This is a genomic window from Blautia sp. MSK.18.38 (genome assembly GCF_024460535.1).
Lineage (GTDB): Bacteria > Bacillota > Clostridia > Lachnospirales > Lachnospiraceae > Blautia_A > Blautia_A fusiformis.
The window spans coordinates 271,848-289,165 of record NZ_JANFYP010000001.1; the positions used below are offsets into that span (position 1 = coordinate 271,848).

The 17,318-nt window shown below is 42.5% G+C and carries 12 protein-coding genes; all 12 read right to left on the minus strand.

Annotated elements, in window-relative coordinates; genetic code table 11:
• Positions 1-63: 63 nt before the first annotated feature.
• Positions 64-1,152: a DUF5688 family protein gene (locus tag NE638_RS01400; RefSeq protein WP_148463343.1), complete on the minus strand. Its 1,089-nt coding sequence runs from the start codon at positions 1,150-1,152 to the stop codon at positions 64-66.
• A 6-nt stretch (positions 1,153-1,158) separates the two neighbouring features.
• Entirely contained in the window at positions 1,159-1,299 is a 141-nt protein-coding gene (locus NE638_RS01405) for a hypothetical protein (protein WP_170962603.1), read from the minus strand.
• 85 nt (positions 1,300-1,384) lie between these two features.
• Positions 1,385-6,877, minus strand: a complete 5,493-nt coding sequence (locus NE638_RS01410) for a SpaA isopeptide-forming pilin-related protein (protein WP_330603336.1) — start codon at positions 6,875-6,877, stop codon at positions 1,385-1,387.
• On the minus strand, positions 6,769-8,793 hold the full coding sequence (locus NE638_RS18375; protein ID WP_244094781.1) for a DNA topoisomerase 3: 2,025 nt from the start codon (positions 8,791-8,793) through the stop codon (positions 6,769-6,771). Before NE638_RS18375 ends, NE638_RS01410 begins: the two co-directional genes overlap by 109 nt.
• On the minus strand, positions 8,794-10,212 hold the full coding sequence (locus NE638_RS01420) for a CD1107 family mobile element protein (protein WP_330603334.1): 1,419 nt from the start codon (positions 10,210-10,212) through the stop codon (positions 8,794-8,796).
• The gene (locus NE638_RS01425) at positions 10,175-10,528 is read right to left on the minus strand and encodes a DUF4315 family protein (protein WP_244094782.1); all 354 of its coding nucleotides are present in this window, start codon (positions 10,526-10,528) and stop codon (positions 10,175-10,177) included. Before NE638_RS01425 ends, NE638_RS01420 begins: the two co-directional genes overlap by 38 nt.
• Positions 10,509-13,310 carry a CD1108 family mobile element protein gene (locus tag NE638_RS01430; protein WP_173745697.1) on the minus strand — a complete coding sequence of 934 codons (2,802 nt, stop codon included), beginning with the start codon at positions 13,308-13,310 and terminating at the stop codon, positions 10,509-10,511. Before NE638_RS01430 ends, NE638_RS01425 begins: the two co-directional genes overlap by 20 nt.
• 18 nt (positions 13,311-13,328) lie before the next feature.
• Positions 13,329-13,439: a DUF3789 domain-containing protein gene (locus tag NE638_RS01435; protein ID WP_173745690.1), complete on the minus strand. Its 111-nt coding sequence runs from the start codon at positions 13,437-13,439 to the stop codon at positions 13,329-13,331.
• A 16-nt stretch (positions 13,440-13,455) separates the two neighbouring features.
• Positions 13,456-15,912 (minus strand): VirB4-like conjugal transfer ATPase, CD1110 family, encoded by a 2,457-nt coding sequence (locus NE638_RS01440; protein WP_173745691.1) that lies wholly within the window; start codon positions 15,910-15,912, stop codon positions 13,456-13,458.
• The gene (locus tag NE638_RS01445; protein WP_005344185.1) at positions 15,794-16,258 is read right to left on the minus strand and encodes a PrgI family protein; all 465 of its coding nucleotides are present in this window, start codon (positions 16,256-16,258) and stop codon (positions 15,794-15,796) included. The genes NE638_RS01440 and NE638_RS01445 overlap by 119 nt, the downstream gene beginning before the upstream one ends.
• Positions 16,259-16,281: 23 nt before the next feature.
• On the minus strand, positions 16,282-17,151 hold the full coding sequence (locus NE638_RS01450) for a VirB6/TrbL-like conjugal transfer protein, CD1112 family (protein WP_173745692.1): 870 nt from the start codon (positions 17,149-17,151) through the stop codon (positions 16,282-16,284).
• Positions 17,152-17,163: 12 nt separating this feature from the next.
• Positions 17,164-17,318 (minus strand): Maff2 family mobile element protein (locus NE638_RS18180; protein WP_226840000.1); only part of this gene is annotated, 155 nt, incomplete at its 5' end.

The window sequence follows — 17,318 nt, forward strand, 5'->3', positions numbered from 1 at the left end:
ACTCCTTTTCATAAAATCAGGGACTGCTTAGCACAGTCCCCTTAAAATCATCGTTGTTACTCTTTATAATGCTGTGGCAAGCTCTTTTGACTTATTCTTTGGCACTTTGTCTCCCTCTTTTGCCTTGATTTCTGCCTTAGCTTTCTCCAGTCTTCCATGGATTCCACCTTTTACTTCCGCTTTTTCGGCTGCTTTTTCTTTCTCCAAACGAGCTTCCCTACGCTCAGCATTTTCCATAACTGCCGTTTTCCCATCACAAAACTGAACTTTATCGGAAAGCTGCTCCTGTCTCTCCACCTTTGTCTCATTGACTTCCTGTACCATCGCATTTAATTCCGGAACCTGAAAAATGCCGTTATCAGGAAGAATCAGCACTTCATGAATGGAAGATGGGATGACAAAGTAATCACTTCCCAGGCATTCCCCAATCTGTTTACGAATATCTTCCTGCAGTAACAGGGACGCTCCATTCATCTTAGCTTTGTTTGTCAGACAGAACATTGGGTTTTCCATGGCTTCCATATCCATTTTTTCATTCAGCAGGTTTTCTGGTTCTTCACCAAAAATCATAGATTTGATAATCTCATTCATATCCATAAGTGTGACACCACGTTTTCGGTCTGCCACCATCGCATCCGCTTGAATCTGTTCGGCAGATACTCCCCACTCGTTCATCAGAGAAACAGTTACCGGAATACTGCTGATCCCTTCTCCATTTTCCTCCAGATTTACTGCATAATAAGCTGCAAAATCTCCGTGTTCTGTGACTACTTTATCTGCAAGAAGATCGGTATTCCATTCCTTATCACAAATTCTCATCTGTAATTTGTCCTTCATCTTTTCATAATCCAGAATATCTGGAACTCCCATATCAAAAAATTCTGCTTTTCCCTGTGCCTCAATACGCATATCAGCCACATCGCTAACACAAGAGTCTACATCTTTTCCATGGATATATTCCTGGTAGAGGGAATCCAGATAGACTGTCGGTACGATTCTCTGATCTCCGTTTGGAATCGTAATACCTGTCAGCTTCAAACCGTTGTTTTTTTCTACTTCCTGCAGTTTAATTTCTGCGTCCTTATAAGACTCTGGCAGATACTCCTTTACATTGTCTTTGACATATTCATAAAATTCTTTTCTGTTCATCATACGCTTTTACCCCTTTCTGATCATGTGATGGTTCACTCTTTTTCTACTGACCATCTGCTCGGCTTTCTTCTGATAAGCCATCATTCTCTTTAAAGTTTTCTCCTGGTTCTTTTTTGCTTCCTGTCTTTTTACCATTGTTTTCATCATAGTTTTCTGTTCCTTTCTTTCATTAGTTGTATTGAAAAGGGAGCCCTGATTCAGGGCCCCCCTTTACTACAAATTAATTACTTTACTATTTTCTGTTTTTCTTTTTTCTGATATAAAGTCCTGCCATACCTCCTGTGGAGATTACCAGAAGAAGAATCGGCAGCCAAATATTCGTGCTGTCACCTGTTTTCGGTGCATTTGATACCTTTGTCTCTTCATGGGACTGTGGTGTATCCAGTGTTTTCGGTGTTTCTGGAACTTCCGGTTTCTCATTTGTCAGATTAAAGGTAACTTCTACAACCGGTGTACTGTCATCTGCATAGGCAAATGTCACTTCATGCTTGGTCTGATCCAGTGTGTATCCGTCCAGTGTCTTTGTTTCCACCAGATAATACTTGATAGCGGTATCATATTTGCCGTTCTTAAATGTGGCAATCTCATACAGCTTACTTTCTGCATGACCGGCAGCATCTGTCTTTAAGGTTTCCAGAACTTTTCCTTTGCTGTCACGAAGTTCAAATTCTACCCCTTTCAGCGGTTCTCCTGATGATTTATCTGTCTTATTGAGAATCACTTTTCCCTTGGCAGTGTCATCTTTCATAGCTACTTTCTGGATCTCTCCAGTATCCTTTACTTCAAAACTAACATCCGATGTCAGAATATATCCTTTCGGTGCCTGCTCTTCACGTAAGGTATATTTACCGATTGGAAGTTTTTCGATATAGTGTGCTTCCTCTGTGGAAGTCCAGCTCTCTACTACCTGATCATCCTTATCGAGAATCGTCAGTTTCGCACCTGGAATCTCAGTTTCTCCTGTGATATCAGTCTTACTGATCTCTACTTTTGTCACATCATCTTTCATCTCATGCTTCTGAACCTCTGCTGTATTCTCTACTGTGAAAGTAATACTTTCTGCAGTGACATATCCATCTGCCGGTTTTGTCTCTGTCATGGTGTATTTCTTACCAACAACCAGTTCTTTGATCACATGGGATTCTTCCGTAGAAGTCCATTCATCTACTGTATTGCCATCTGAATCCGTTACTTTTAGGTGTGCACCTGGAAGTTCTTTACCTGTTGTCAGGTCTGTTTTGGACAGCTCCACTGTGGTTGGCTGATTTTCAAAAGTAAAGTCGTAGCTTACTTCTGCCTGGTCTTCTCCGGCATATTCAAAGGTAAATTCCTGTACTTCTTCTGTTGTAACAAATCCGTCCGGCGCAAAGATTTCTTTCACATAGTATTTTCCGTCTACCGGAAGATCTGCCGTAAAAATAATCTGTCCTTTTTCATCCGTTACCCGCTGCTCGATCAGACTGTCTTTCTCAAGAAGTACCTCGCCCTTTGCATTTTTGATATCTTCACTGGTATAAAGACCGAAGACACCACCTGCAAGAACACGGTCTGTATCTTTTTCTTTCTTCAGAACCGTAACCTTTACTTTCTGACGGGCATTCTGCCATTTCTCATCATAAGTGATGACTGGTGTGTCCTGATCACGGTAGGAAAGGTCAACATATCTCGGCTCTTTGTCCAGCACATAACCATGGGCTGTTTTCACTTCCTTCACATAGTATTTTCCAGCCGGGAGATCTCCCATCTGTGCAATACCATTGGAATCTGTGGTAATGGTTCCCACTTTTTCATCTGCTTTGAAATAATCTTCACTGACACCATCTGCCGCTTTGATATCTTCCGCAGCAAATACATCGAACGTCACATCTGAAAGGCTTCCGGTTACATACTCAAAGAGATGCTCCACGGTACCTTTTACATGATCCAGAAGTGTTATCTTATCCAGAAATTCTCCATTTTTGTTGATGATCAGAAGTCCTGTTGGAACTTCATCTTTCATCTCTACTTTCTGAATCTCGGCTCTATCTTCCAGCGTGAACTTCACATCCATTGCTTTCAGATATCCATACGGTGCCATTTCCTCACGAAGAGTGTATTCCTCTCCAACTGTCAGTCGTTTGATCACATGTGGCTGATCTTTTACAGAAGTCCACTGATCCACAACATTTCCTTCTTTATCAAGAACAGTGAGTTTTGCTCCATCCAGTTCCACACCTGTTGTTACATCAGATTTTGTAATTTCTACTGTTGTCGGCTGGTTCTTTTTCACTGTTTTCAGTTTTACTGTCTTCACATCCTGTCCCTGGTAAGAAGCATCCAGATTCAGAATTTCATCAGAGGATACAAATCCCGCCGGTGCTTTTAACTCTTTCACATAATACTGTCCACGTGGCAGATCCAGCGTACATACTGCAAGACCATCATTATCAGAAGTCATTTCCTGTAAGAGTGTGTTTGCTTTCACGATTACTTTTCCATCCACCTTAATATCCGCTTTGTTATAGATACCAAAGACAGCTCCTGCTACGGTTGCACCATTTTCTGCATCCTGTTTTTCTACCTGAATCGCAACTTTCTGTCGGTCATCGCCAACAGTCACTTCCTGTTCAATTACCGGTGTATCCTGATTGGCATAGACAAATGCGACTTCTGATCTGTCATGGTTCAGGACAAATCCTTCCGGTGCAGTCTTTTCTACTACATAGTAAGAACCAAGTGGCAGGTTATCAGCAACTGCTTTTCCGTCTTCCCCAGTCGTTACCGTTGTTACCAGTGCATCTTTTGCATAGATCAGCTGTCTGTTTCCGTTTTCATCTTTCTGGTAATCCGGTGTATAGATATTTTCAGCTGCATAGACATTAAATTCTGCACCCTTCAGGTATCTTTCTTCATAAACAAAATCTTTCTTAAATCCGGTCAGCATCTCACCTTTTTTATAAATCGTCAGCTTTCCTTTTACCGGATGGTTCTCGTAATCTACCGTAATAATGGCATCTCCGCTTTCAGAATCCATCTGGTATGCTGTGTTTGCATCCACTGCAATCTCTACATAATTCTTGTTGATTGTGTACCCTTCCGGTGCGTTGACTTCCTCAATCCGGTAATGTCCGATCTTCAGATTCTTCGGCATGATCAGATACCCCTGATTGTCCGTAAAATAGGACTTATGGGTTGTTGTCACTGGGTAAGTTGTTACCTGCTCCACATACTTTTTATTATCCAGGTCATATACCTTAAATTCTGTTCCTGCAATCAGAACGGATTTCTTTGTTTCATCGTCTTTTTTCACGATTTTCAGTTTTGCCTTAAACTCTTTATCCAGAAGCACTCGCCAGATCTGCGGCTCATTTGGATGATGCTCTGTGATATTCACTTCAAAATCATCAACTGGCTTGTAATTGTGCGGTGTTGTAGTTTCACGCACAATATAGCTTCCAAATGGTAATGGAATACTGCAGGCATATCCTTTGTCATCTGTGAAAATCTCCGTTGCTCCATTTTCTCCACTCACTACTGGTTTGGCAGAATCAAAATCATAGCTTCCATCTGCTTTCTTTGTAAGGGAAGATTTCAGATAAACTGTAAATCCAGCTCCGGATAACAGATCTGCATCTGTCTTTCCATTGTTGGCTGCTTTGATGATCTGGAATGGCTGTTTGATGACCTGCTCACTGGAAGCGCACTCTCTTTTTACTTCTGCTGTCATATCTCCTTCATAACTGCATGTAAGATCATGCTCTTCTGCATCTGCTAGGTATCCGGTCGGCGGAGTAATCTCTTTGACATAATATTTGCCAAGATATAAGCCATTTACAGAAGCCTGTCCTTTGTCATCTGTTGTAAGAGAAGCTACCTGCTCTCCTGCTTTATAAATAGTTCCCGTTGCTCCATCCGGGTACACGATATCTTCACGGGCATACAGTCCATAAACTGCACCTTTCAGTGTGGCATCTCCCTGTGGTACTGCTTTTCCTGTTTCTTTATCAACTTTGAATAAATTGATCTTTGCTGTCACACGGTCATTGCTAAAGGTATGGGCAAATGATACGGTTGCTTCTTTATCATTGGTGTAAGAAAACTTGAACGTATACACATCTTCTGTATTTCTTACATAGCCTTCCGGCGCCTGATCTTCTTTTACTGAATAGGAATATCCAATCGGAAGATCTGCTGTGAATTTTGCAGTTCCATCTGCTCCAGTAGTTGCTTTCTCAATCAGTGTTCCTTTTTTCACAACAACGGTTCCGTCTGCATTTCTAATATCATCGGATGTATACAGAGCAAAAATACCGCCTTTCAGTGGTTTCTTGGTGTCTTTATCCTGTTTTACTACAGAAACATCTGCTTTCTGTCTCTCGTTGTTAAAAGTCACATCTGCAAATACAACTTCTTTGTTCTGACCAGCATAAGTTAGAGTCACTGACTTTTCTTCGCTGCCGTTATAGAAAGAGTCCGGTGCTTTTGTTTCTTTTACCACGTAGGTTCCAAGATGCAGGTTTTTCAGTGTGACAGAACCATTCTCACCTGTTGTCAGGTTTTCTTTTACAAGGTCACCTTTGCTGTACACTTTTGTACCATAAGCAGTTACGATATCTGCCCCGGCATACACGTTATACACTGCATTTTTCTGTCTGCGGTTTTCATACTGAAATACCGTTCCATTTTCACTGACCTCTGCTCCGGTCAGAACCTGTCCTTCTTTGTAAATGGTAAGCTCTGCCAGCTGTTCCTTATTTTCCACGGTTACAGCTGAGGTCTTACTTGCTACCAGTTTTACATTTGTTGCCGTTGCATTTACTACATATCCCTGTGGTGCTGTGATCTCTTTCAGATAAACAGTATCCTGTGTCTTGATGATCGTAACAGAAGATTTTCCATTCTTATCTGTTGCCGGCATCTGAGTGATCAGCTTTGTACAAGCCTCATCGCTGTATACACCGAATACTGCACCTGCAAGATTGACATCCGCTGTATCGTCTTTCTTTACGATTTCGATCGTAGCCTGTTCAATCCAGGACACCTTTAAGCTTACATATTTTTCATCAGCAACACCTTCTCCAAATACAAATGCCAGATCCTGAACACTTGCATTCGTAGTCAATTTATATGCTGAATAATCTTTTGTAATACTTCCCTTCATTTTTGCAGAAAAAGTAGCACTTACATCTCTTGTCTGTGTCAGAGGAGCTGAGAGATAAAACGTGGTTCCTCCTCCAATTGTTACGCTTGCACCTGCCGCACTTACATTTCCAGTAGATACATTATGGAGCTTTACTCCTTTTGGTAAGTCCATTGTGATTTTCTGCTGGGAAGATGCGTTGAACTGAATGTTCTCCGTTCTCTGAACATTTCCATCTACATAAGCCTTTACATCCGGCTTTGAAAATGACATCGCTACATCTGGTATTTCCGGCTTATTCACACAATAATTATAGAGTTCTTTTGCCAAAGCCTCTCCTGTAGCATTGGTTCCGTAAAATGCATCACTACTTCCGTTGGCATATGATGCAGCCATATGAATAATGATGAATCTTTTTCCTTCTGAAAAATCCGTGTGTTTATTAGCGAAAAAACTCTCGCTTCCTGCGGCATCTGTACCGTAATAACACACTTTTGCTAACGCCTGATTGTCTCCAATCTTTGTAATTGTATAATTTCCAGATCCAGGTCCTGGCTTTGCTGGCTGTACACAATACGCAATTGCTCTGACGCTTCCGTAGCTGATATAGTACGGCTCTGGCTTGCAAGGAATTTATCATTCTTCCATAAGGCAAAAGCACAATTCCGGTCAGAACAGTAAAAGTTTACTTTTCCTTCTCGGACATCAGCTCCACAACGGGGACATTTGCCAATGACTTCTCCTTTTGCTTTTCCCTGAAACTGATTTTTCTTCTCTTCTGAAATCCCCTGATATCTGGCAACCAGTTCCTGCATCAGCTCTGTAATCCCATTTAGGAATTCATCTGCTGTCTCTGTATTCTGGGCAATGTGATTCAATGCCATTTCCCACTCTGCTGTCATCTTCGGAGATTTAATCTCATCCGGCAGAACCGTAATCAGTACATTGCCATCATCTGTCGGTACCAGATTTTTCTTTTCTCTTTTCACAAAGCCAGACTGAATCAGTTTTTCAATGATTGCTGCCCTTGTTGCCGGAGTACCAAGTCCTTTCTTCTCTGTATCTTCGGTCAGTTCTTCATTTCCTGCACGTTCCATAGCAGAAAGCAGGGTATCTTCTGTGTACTGTTTCGGTGGCTGTGTAAAATGCTCCGATACAAAAGAATCACAAGGACCGTAATGCTTGCCAGCCCAGATATCCAGCTCCGGCTCTTCTTTCTCAATCTTTACGCCAAAGAACTGTTTCAATTTATTTTCGATTGCCTTGAATCCTTCCTGCTTTGTTTTCTTTGCCGTGAGATAAAACGTATGATAATTACAGGTAATCTGGCATTTATGGCTTTCATAAATATAAGGATCTGCGGTTGCTGTCAGTACCCTGGCACTGATCAGATACAAAATCTTGCAGTTTCGTTCTTTCAGTTTACCTATATCTGCCTTTGCTGCTTCCATGGTCGGGATAATTGCATGGTGATCAGATACTTTCTTTGAATTTAATACCTTACTCACGTCCGGCTGATATTCCAGCCCTTCGGCATAGGGCATTTTCCCAAGCAACATCTGAATCAGAGTTTCTGTGCTTTCTCCCATCTCATCTGTCAGATACTGGCTGTCTGTTCTCGGATAAGTAACAAGCTTCTGCTCATACATCTCCTGCACGGCATCCAGCGTCTGCTGTGCGGTATAACCAAACATTCGGTTGGCTTCCCTCTGTAAGGTTGTCAGATCATAGAGCTTCGGTGGACGAACTGTTTTCTCCTTCACATCGTCCTTCTCTACTTCACACATACGCTCCGCACAATCCGCAGCCACTTTATCTGCATCCTCTTTTTTCTGAAAATGCTCCGTGACTGCATCCATATCATCAAACTTGATATGAGCCATATAATATTTTTCTTTGGTAAATTCCTTGATCTTCTGATTTCGATCCACGATCATGGCAAGTGTTGGTGTCTGTACTCTTCCAACTTTCAGATTCTGGTTATACAGAACAGAAAAAAGACGGCTCGCATTGATTCCCACCAGCCAGTCTGCCTTTGCCCTGCAAAGTGCTGACTGGTAGAGACTGTCATAACACGAACCGTCTTTTAATGACGCAAATCCATCTTTAATTGCCTGTTCTTCCATAGATGAGATCCAGAGCCGCTTCATCGGCTTTTTGCATCCTGCCTGCTCATACACCAAACGAAAGATTAACTCACCTTCACGTCCTGCATCAGTAGCACAGATCACCTCATCTACTTTGGAATCTCTCATCAGTTTCTTTAAGATTCCGAACTGCTTCTTTGTGCCCTCCAAAATCTTGTGTTTCCAACATTCCGGCACAATCGGCAGATCCTCATATCTCCATTTTTTATATTTTTCATCGTATTCCGATGCATCGCATAATCCCACCAGATGTCCTACGCACCAGGAAACGATATAACCGTTTCCCTCCACGTAGCCATCTTTTCTTGTTCTGGCTCCAAGCACGGAAGCCAGTGCCATCGCAACCGATGGCTTTTCTGCAATCACTAATTTCATTTACTCCTGCTCCTCTTCTTCATCTTCTAGTACCTCATCATTGAAATCTTCATCTTTCAAAACTTCTGTCCCTGCATTTTCCTGTTCATCTGCATCGTCTACTTCCCGTTTTTCTGACTCTGAATCTTCGGATTCATTTTCATCCTCTTCCATCTCATCTTCATCATCATATTCATGTTTCGGTTTGTAGACTTTCAAGTAATAACCACCTGCCGCAGCTCCAACAGCAACCAATCCGATCAGTAGATAAGTCCCTGCTGAACTTTTGTCTTCTGGCATCTGAATTTCATCCTCTACCTTATCTTTCTCATCTGTCTCTGTCGTTTCCGGCTTTTCTTCTTCAGCCTGTTTCTCTGGTTCTGCATAAACCGTATCCACTTCCGGAAGTGTCACAGAATCAGAAAGTGTGAAGTTCATCAGATCTTTCTCACTGACTTCGGTAAGGAAATACACATTATCCTGAGATTTTGAATTGTCGATGATCAGATAAAAAATCTTACCACTCTTAGTTGAAATGGTATAAAACTCTTTTGTGCCTTCCGTAGCTGTTTTGGTAACAGAATCTGCTGTCTCGCCTTCTTTATTAAGCTGTTCCTCAATACCTGTCACTGTCCGATCATCCACAGTTCCTTTTGCATCTGTTGGCTCAGAAGCCTGTGCATCCTGCGGAAGTGGTGAAGTCGTTGTTTTCTCAGTCCCAGTTGCATCTGCACTGGTCGTGGTTGCCATCGCACCATTGCTGTCACTTGAAGTTTTCTGTTTCTCTGCCTGCTTCTTTGCCCATTCATAATAAGGATTCTGCAACACATACTTTTCAGAAGTATTTCCGGCACCATCCGTTACCGTGATTTCAATCTGTTTTGTTGTAAAATCTTTCTGTGTCAATTGCACTCTCAGCATTCCATCCTTCAGATCTGTATAAGTGGTGCCATTAACTGTCACAGAAGTAATTCCGGAAACGGTATCATTTCCCTGAATCGTCAGTACACCATCTGTCAGAGATGCAGAAAGCGTCGGCTTTTCTGTGTCATAACACTTAATAGAGCGATTCTGCTCATAGACCTTCCCCTCACCATCTGTCACACGCACATAGACCGTCTGATTACCAGTAATGGAAATACTTCCGTTCCCTGTCACATCCTGCCAGCTTCCGTCTTTCCCAGCTTTCGCTTCAATTTTTGTGATAGAAAATCCTTCTGGCATATGACTGGCATCCACAGTAATTGCGACTGTCGTTTCTCCCTGTCTCCAGCCATCTGGCTTTTCAATCGTAATTGCAGGTGCTGTATTCTCTGCCGCTAACACACTCTGTGTCTGCAACATAGGCGATGTCAGGCAAAGAATCGTTGTTGCCGCAAGCAATCCTTTTTTCACGCTATTTTTAGATTTCTTCTGTTTCATCTTCTCTAAATTCATCATCAGACCTTGTTTCCTCCTTCTGTATTTCTACCCTGCCGGGCAGTTCATTTTTCATTCTCTTTTTGAAAGCTTCCAGCTCTGGAATACTCATATCCATTGCACGGATAATTCTTACAATTTCCAGATTTTCCGCTTCTGTTTTTGCAATCTCCGCAGCCTTGAACCGCTTTAAATCTGCTTCATATCTGGCTTTGGATGCTTCCATTTTTTCCTTGGCTTTCTCATAATCTGCCGTTGCTTTTTCAAGACTTTTCATCGCTTCTCCTTTCCGGACGGCTGTTACACCGCCCTTTTCCTTACCATCGTCCGAATCCATAAAAATGGCTCTGCCAGTATGGAGAGTTGATGGACGTATACTGAACCGGATGCCCACAATGAATCATCTGACCATTGCCCACATAGATTCCGATATGCGTTACTGGTTCTCCTGCATCGTAGGTTCCGGTAAAGAAGATTAGATCTCCTGGCTGTGCATCTGACTGTGATACAGGTGTACAAATGTTGTACAATCCCTGTGCCGTCAGTCTTCCGGTGTTTCTAACCCCAGAATGAACCAGGCAATAACTTACAAATCCGGAACAGTCAAATCCGCTAGGAGAGTATCCGCCCCACACATACGGTGTTCCAAGATATTTTGCAGCCTCTTCTAGTAAACGTTGCGCTGCTTCACTGGTATATTCATTACCGTCAAAGCCTGCCCCTTCTCCTGTTTCCAGATAAAAGATTGGGTTTAAACGCTCTCCATTTTTCAGAAGCTCAATATGAAGATGGCTTCCTGTAGAATTTCCGGTATTGCCTACAAGACCTATCTCATCACCTTTCGTGACGGATGCACCTGCAGATACACTCCGGTTGCTTAAATGTGCATACCGCAGTTCATAGCCTTTACTGTCCTTGATTACAACATAATTACCATAGCTGTCGTTATAAGCAGAAGTTGTAACTGTTCCGGTCAGCCCTGCCATTACTTTTGTCCCTTCCGGTGCTCCGATATCCATACCATTGTGTAACTGATTTGCTCCTGAAATTGGATGAATCCGATATCCATAATAGCTGGTCACACTGGAATACCAGTTAAAATCAACCGGTGTTGCAAACATCTGTAAATTACCTTTCGTATCGTTATAGGCACTGAACAGTTCTTTCTGGAAGAATCCCAGCCTGTCCTGACAGATAGACATTAGGTTTCCACTATTTAAGGTGACATTCAGCACATCTACATCTCTTGTCCTGGTCACTTCCACTTCCTGGCTTCCATTATCATCAGCCAGATAGCATTCCCAGGTCTGATGCCCATGTGCGGATGCCGCCGCATGACTGTCATAATAGACATCAAATTGTACACCGTATCTTGCGAAAGCTCCGGTATCTTCTACCGTATATTCGACACCATTCATTACCACTTTTGTTCCCATTGGAACAAACGGATTGGAAGCATCTACTGCTAAGGTATGATTGGCAGTTGGATATGCTCCACTGGCAGTCGGTCCTCCGCTCCAAATACCACAACAGATTGGACAGTTACAATATCCACTTGTAACAACTTTTCCCAAAGATTCTCCCACCCTCACCGTTGCTGTCTCCGTCACGGTTTCATTGACTGCTTCCGTAGTCAGATGGTATTGCTCTGCAAACAACACATCCAGCTCCGGCTTGACCTGTTCAAAAGTAAATTCTTCATACTTTGCAGACAGATAACTAATCAGAATAAATGGATCATGCTCAATAGGTCCGATGTTATATCGGTATTCCTCATGTCCCGGTTCTTCAGATTCCATGTTGTTGATCCGCTCCTGCAAATTAGCTTCCAGCTGTGTATAATACAATTCCGCATCCCGGATTGCCTGATCCGATGACAGATAACTGGTTCCTGTGTAAGTGATCACATTTTGTAAAAACACCGCAGAGCATGACGTGACATTCGTTATGATCAGAAACATCAATCCGATCAGAACAGCTACACTGATATATACCTTCCGGTTTTCTTTAAAGAAGTTGGTGACTTTGCCGCCAATCTTCTTGATATAATCAATCGTACCTTTTGTAGCTGTTCCTACTGTCTGCTCACTTCGCTTCGCTTTGGCATAATCCCGTTTGATCTGTTGCTTCTGAATCTGTTTTTTCAGTTTCTTCTGCTCCTGACGGGCTGCCGCCTGTGTCTGTTTCTCTTCCTGTCTTTCAAGTCTGCTTCTTTTTCTGGATGCCCTCTGTTTCCTGCGTCTGGCACTTCTCTGTTCCATCCGGTAAACACCTTCGCCGCTTTCTTCTAACTTATGGGCACCTTCTACCGCCGCATTATCGTCTTCATTTTTGCTGATCTCACGGTGCAATGCTGCGAAAGTTGCACTTCCAGCTTTCTTAACAACAGAAGTTTTTTCTGTTTTCACAGATTCCCCTTCGCCAAACTTCAAGCGAGATTTCTTCTTTCCAGGAGCTTCTCCTTCATTTGCCTGATAGACCTGTGCTTTCTTTGAATGCTGCTTTGCTTCCTTTTTCTTTTTGGCTTCCTCATAAGAAAACTTTTTGGCTTTTTCCTTCTGTTTCTGATGTTGGAAATTGACTCCATCCGTATCCATCTGGTTCAATTTCTCCATATCTTTATCATTTTTTACAGAAGCACCAGTTTCCTCATAAGCAAACTTCAAACGCTGTTTTTGTTTTGGCTTTTTGCTGCCACCAGTCTGATTTCTCCGGCTGTCTCCTCTGTTTTCTGATAGATCAGCACGTTTTTCTTTCAGTCTCCCTGACTGTCCAGCTTCGGATTTTTCTGCAAGTCTGGATTCTTTTCCGACTTCAGCACGGATTCTTTTTCTATTTTGCTGTTTACTACTCTGTCCAAAATCCTCACTTTGCTTCTCTGTCCGTATCAGTTCCGGTGCATCTCTGGATTTTTGCACAGAGGGACGAATATTTTTCCCACTCCGTTCAGACTGGTGGGGAGACTTATCCACAAGATTTTCTTCTTTTTCCCCCTGTTTTCTTCCCATCTGCACATCACTGGCACGGTTACTGACACGAACAGAAGATTTATCTGTCAGGTTTTCTTCCACCAGACCATCCTTGGTCATCTTCTGGACTTTCTTGTCCCTGACTTTCATTCTCTGTTCTGCCACTGATTACTCCTCCTTCTTTGGATACCCTTTCCCTGCCTGTAATAAACAGAGAAAAGCGATGCCAAAAACAGCACCGCCACTAAAAGTTAATACATATGAAATTGCTTGTAACATTGTTTTCTCCTTTGATTTAACCGGCTTCAGAAGTCTCTTCTAAGCGGGTTGTCATGATTTTATAGAGGGAATTCTTCGGGAATCTGTCTACGAATGGAATAATGACATTTCCATAGAACAGAAGTCCTTCCCCCTCATTACTGTTGGTTACATAGGACAGCTGGGTTGGTGAGATATTCAGCTGTTTTGCCAGAATCTGCCTGTCTCCGGAAGCCTGGTTGAGCATATAAATAAAATCTGAATTTTCAAAGATATTCTCTATCTCCCTAGAAGACAATAAATCCTTGATATTCTGGGTAATGCCAGTTGGAATACCTCCCCATTTACGAAATCTCTTCCAGATCTCCACACTATAAGCTGCAGTCTGTTCTTCTTTTAAAAGAAGATGGAACTCATCTACATAGTATCTGGTGGACTTATGGGCAGAACGGTTCATCGTTACCCTGTTCCATACTTGATCCTGAATGACGAGCATCCCGATTTTTTTCAGCTGCTTACCAAGTTCCTTGATGTCAAAGCAGACAATACGGTTATTGATATCCACGTTTGTCTGATGGTTAAATACATTCAAAGAACCTGTAACATAGATTTCCAACGAAGTGGCCAGCCGCTGTGCTTCCGGCTCTTCCTGTTTTCTCAGAAGGTTGTATAAATCCTCCAGGATTGGCATCTTCTCCGGTACTGGATCGGCAAGATATTCCTGATATACTAACCTCACACAACGGTCAATGATGGTCTTTTCTACCGGCTCCAGTCCATTCTTTCCTCCAACAATCAGCTCACACAAAGACAGAATAAAATCTGCTTTCAGTGACAACGGGTTGTCTTCCTCGGAATAATTCAGATTCAGATCCATTGGATTGATATACTGGTCAGATACCGGAGAAACCCGTACCACCTGCCCATGCAGTGCCTGCACCAATGGGGAATACTCGGCTTCTGGATCACAGATAATGATATCGTCTTCTGTGATCAGAAAGCAGTTTGTAATTTCCCTCTTTGCTGAGAAAGACTTACCGGAACCTGGTGTACCAAGAATCAGTCCATTTGGGTTCTTCAAACGCTTCCGATCAACCATGATCATGTTGTTGGATAATGCATTCAGTCCATAATAAAGAGCTTCCCCTTCCTGAAACAGTTCCTGCGTCGTAAATGGCACGAAGATCGCTGTTGAAGATGTGGTAAGCCCTCTCTGAATTTCAATTCGATTGACTCCAAGCGGAATACAGGACATGAGTGCTGCTTCCTGCTGATAATCCAGCTGTTTTAGGGAACAGTTATATTTCTGTGCAATTCCCTGTACCTGGAAAATATTATTATCCAACTTCTGACGCTTCTTAGCGGTATTCATTACCAGAACTGTCACAAGGAACATTCGCTCATTTCTGGACTGCAGATCTTCCAACAGGTTCTTCGCCTCTTCTCCATAAGTCACAAGATCCGATGGAAGCACGTCCATATCATAACCAGAACGTACTGCACGCTTCTGCTCTTCAATCTTCATCTTATCCAAATCTGAAATCTTGCTCTTAATCATTTTGATTGCTGAACTCTGATCAATAGACTGGATATGAATGTTGACATTGATGCTGTCATCTACATCCAGGAAGTCTGCAAGCATTCGGTCTGTCAGCTCCGGTGCCAGAATCTGCAGATAACTCACACTTCCCATCGTTCTTCCCATCAAAAATGTCTGATTTTTGGAAAAGTTAAAGGAAGTCGGTGCAATAAAATCTTTGGTCTTTAATCCGGTTTCCGGAAGCATCTTATACTGGAACTTAAATGGTTCAATCCGATCCTGGTTGAACACATGATACAGAATCTCCAGCCTTTCCAGACCATTCAAGGAATGTGCCTGTGCTCCCAGGACCTTAAAGTTATTTAAGATATCTGTTTCGATTCTTTCAAGCCTTGGTCTTGCTACCTTCAGGCTTTCTGCTTCGATTCCAAAAGTGATATACTTTGTCTTCACCAGACCATTATTTCCTTTGGAAAGCTGATTTTTCAACATAGTTCGGTACTCTTCACGAATGGCATTGAAGTCATCGTTCTGATCCGGAATATCAATACTTTTCTCAAATTCTGCCACATCCACTTGCTGATTGATAAAGGACAGCTGCACACTGATGGAAGAATCAAAGTAATTTAAGAAATCACAGTAATTTTCAAATATCGTGGTCTTATCCTCGTTTAATGCAAGCTGATAATTGATGTCATAAAACTGAATCGTCTTGGAAAAAAAGGTCTTTGTCACCTGACAGATACCATCCTGCAACATCCGAATATACGGAATACTCTGCTGTGCAGTTGTAGGAATGTTTTTCTGTTTTCTGCGGTCCCGCTCCTGTTTCTTCTTACGCTTTTCCTGTTCTCTTTCTTTTCTGCTTTTTTTGTTTCTTCTTTCCTGACGGTTTCTTTTTTCCGCCAGGCACAGACGCTCCTGCTGAGCCTCCTGCTTTGTCTTTTTTGCCATCCGGCACACCCTCCTTTTTCACAAGGGTGGAAATCTCCTGATAAAAATTTTCTGTCTTATATGGTCTTACTGCCGGACAGATAAACTTCTGTCGAATGATATTTGCCACCACTTTTTCAAAGGGAAGACCGTCTTTTTCATACATTGCCATGAAGAAAAACGGAAGCATGATCGTTACCATCAGGATGGCTGCGATACTGGAACCGATTGGTTTTCTCATGACCAGATAAAACGGAATTCCCACAACTGCGGCAAGTGAAAAGAAAATCAGCTGCCGCTTTGTCAGATTTAACGCTACTTTTGTTTTGACCTTGGTAAGGTCTTTTGGTACTGGTACATACGCCATGGTATGCGCTCCTTTCCTGCCCGTTAATGGGCATTGAATATTGATTTGCTAAGGCTTCCGGTCTTGAATAATGAAAATGCAAGAATCACGGTATAAGCCGCTACTGAAAACATTGCTGCATGAAGGTCACTGGATATGGTCATTGCATTTACTAAAACTGCATAAATTCCCACACAGACCATCATGAAGAATCCCTGAAATGCCAGTGCGAACAAGCCTTTTAAATAGTTGTTTCCGATATTGCCCCATTCCTTATTGGTCATGGTGGCAAACGGAATTGGTGCTATGGAAGTATAAAGGTAAATTTCTATCATTCTTCCGTACAAAATTACCGTAATGATAATTGACAGAATGTGCATGGTAACACTGATCAACATCGTTTCCATGGATAGCAGGAACAAATCCCCTAACTTCATATCCTCCAGGGCATCCACAATCCGTGAAATTGCTTCTGTTGCATCCACCGCAGTGTTTCCTGATATCACCCCGGCGGCATTGTTGACCACATGTTGGCCAACGTCAAAGACCGCCATCGTGATATTGAACGTATTTGTCACCAGATAAATGGCTACATACGCTTTGAAGATCCAGAGGAAAATGTTATAAGTCTCAAATTCATGGAAATTGTTTTTTTGTGTTACCATCGTGATCAATTCATAGCACAGGACAAAGGTGATGATCAGTCCCGCAATGGGGACAATCACCGTTTGGGATATATTCTGAATCAGATTAAAAATCCCTGCATTCCATCCCTGCGGTGTCTGTCCCACCTGCCCGGCTATGGTTCCCACCTGCTCATTGACAGACGTGAACATGTTATCCAAACTTGACTTAATAAGCCCGATCAGGATATCCTTTATCGCTTCCGTAATTCTCTCAATGATGGTGTTCATCTACCACTCCTCTTAAGAGAACAATGTTGCCAGCTGTGGAATCAGGGTAGTTCCCAGCAGCATGATTCCAGCACCAGCCATCAGCTGTTTGATGCCCTGGCTCTTAGCGCCGGATAGCGATAGGTAATCCTTTGAAGTTATCTCCGGATTTTCCCCCGCTCCACACC

What these genes read in the sequence shown, in the direction of transcription:
- NE638_RS01440 (WP_173745691.1), bottom strand. Translation starts at nt 15,912, where the DNA reads ATGGCAAAAAAGACAAAGCAGGAGGCTCAGCAGGAGCGTCTGTGCCTG.
- NE638_RS01420 (WP_330603334.1), bottom strand. Translation starts at nt 10,212, where the DNA reads ATGATGAATTTAGAGAAGATGAAACAGAAGAAATCTAAAAATAGCGTG.
- NE638_RS01435 (WP_173745690.1), bottom strand. Translation starts at nt 13,439, where the DNA reads ATGTTACAAGCAATTTCATATGTATTAACTTTTAGTGGCGGTGCTGTT.
- NE638_RS01405 (WP_170962603.1), bottom strand. Translation starts at nt 1,299, where the DNA reads ATGATGAAAACAATGGTAAAAAGACAGGAAGCAAAAAAGAACCAGGAG.
- NE638_RS01425 (WP_244094782.1), bottom strand. Translation starts at nt 10,528, where the DNA reads ATGGATTCGGACGATGGTAAGGAAAAGGGCGGTGTAACAGCCGTCCGG.
- NE638_RS01400 (WP_148463343.1), bottom strand. Translation starts at nt 1,152, where the DNA reads ATGATGAACAGAAAAGAATTTTATGAATATGTCAAAGACAATGTAAAG.
- NE638_RS01430 (WP_173745697.1), bottom strand. Translation starts at nt 13,310, where the DNA reads ATGAAAGTCAGGGACAAGAAAGTCCAGAAGATGACCAAGGATGGTCTG.
- NE638_RS18375 (WP_244094781.1), bottom strand. Translation starts at nt 8,793, where the DNA reads ATGAAATTAGTGATTGCAGAAAAGCCATCGGTTGCGATGGCACTGGCT.
- NE638_RS01450 (WP_173745692.1), bottom strand. Translation starts at nt 17,151, where the DNA reads ATGAACACCATCATTGAGAGAATTACGGAAGCGATAAAGGATATCCTG.
- NE638_RS01445 (WP_005344185.1), bottom strand. Translation starts at nt 16,258, where the DNA reads ATGGCGTATGTACCAGTACCAAAAGACCTTACCAAGGTCAAAACAAAA.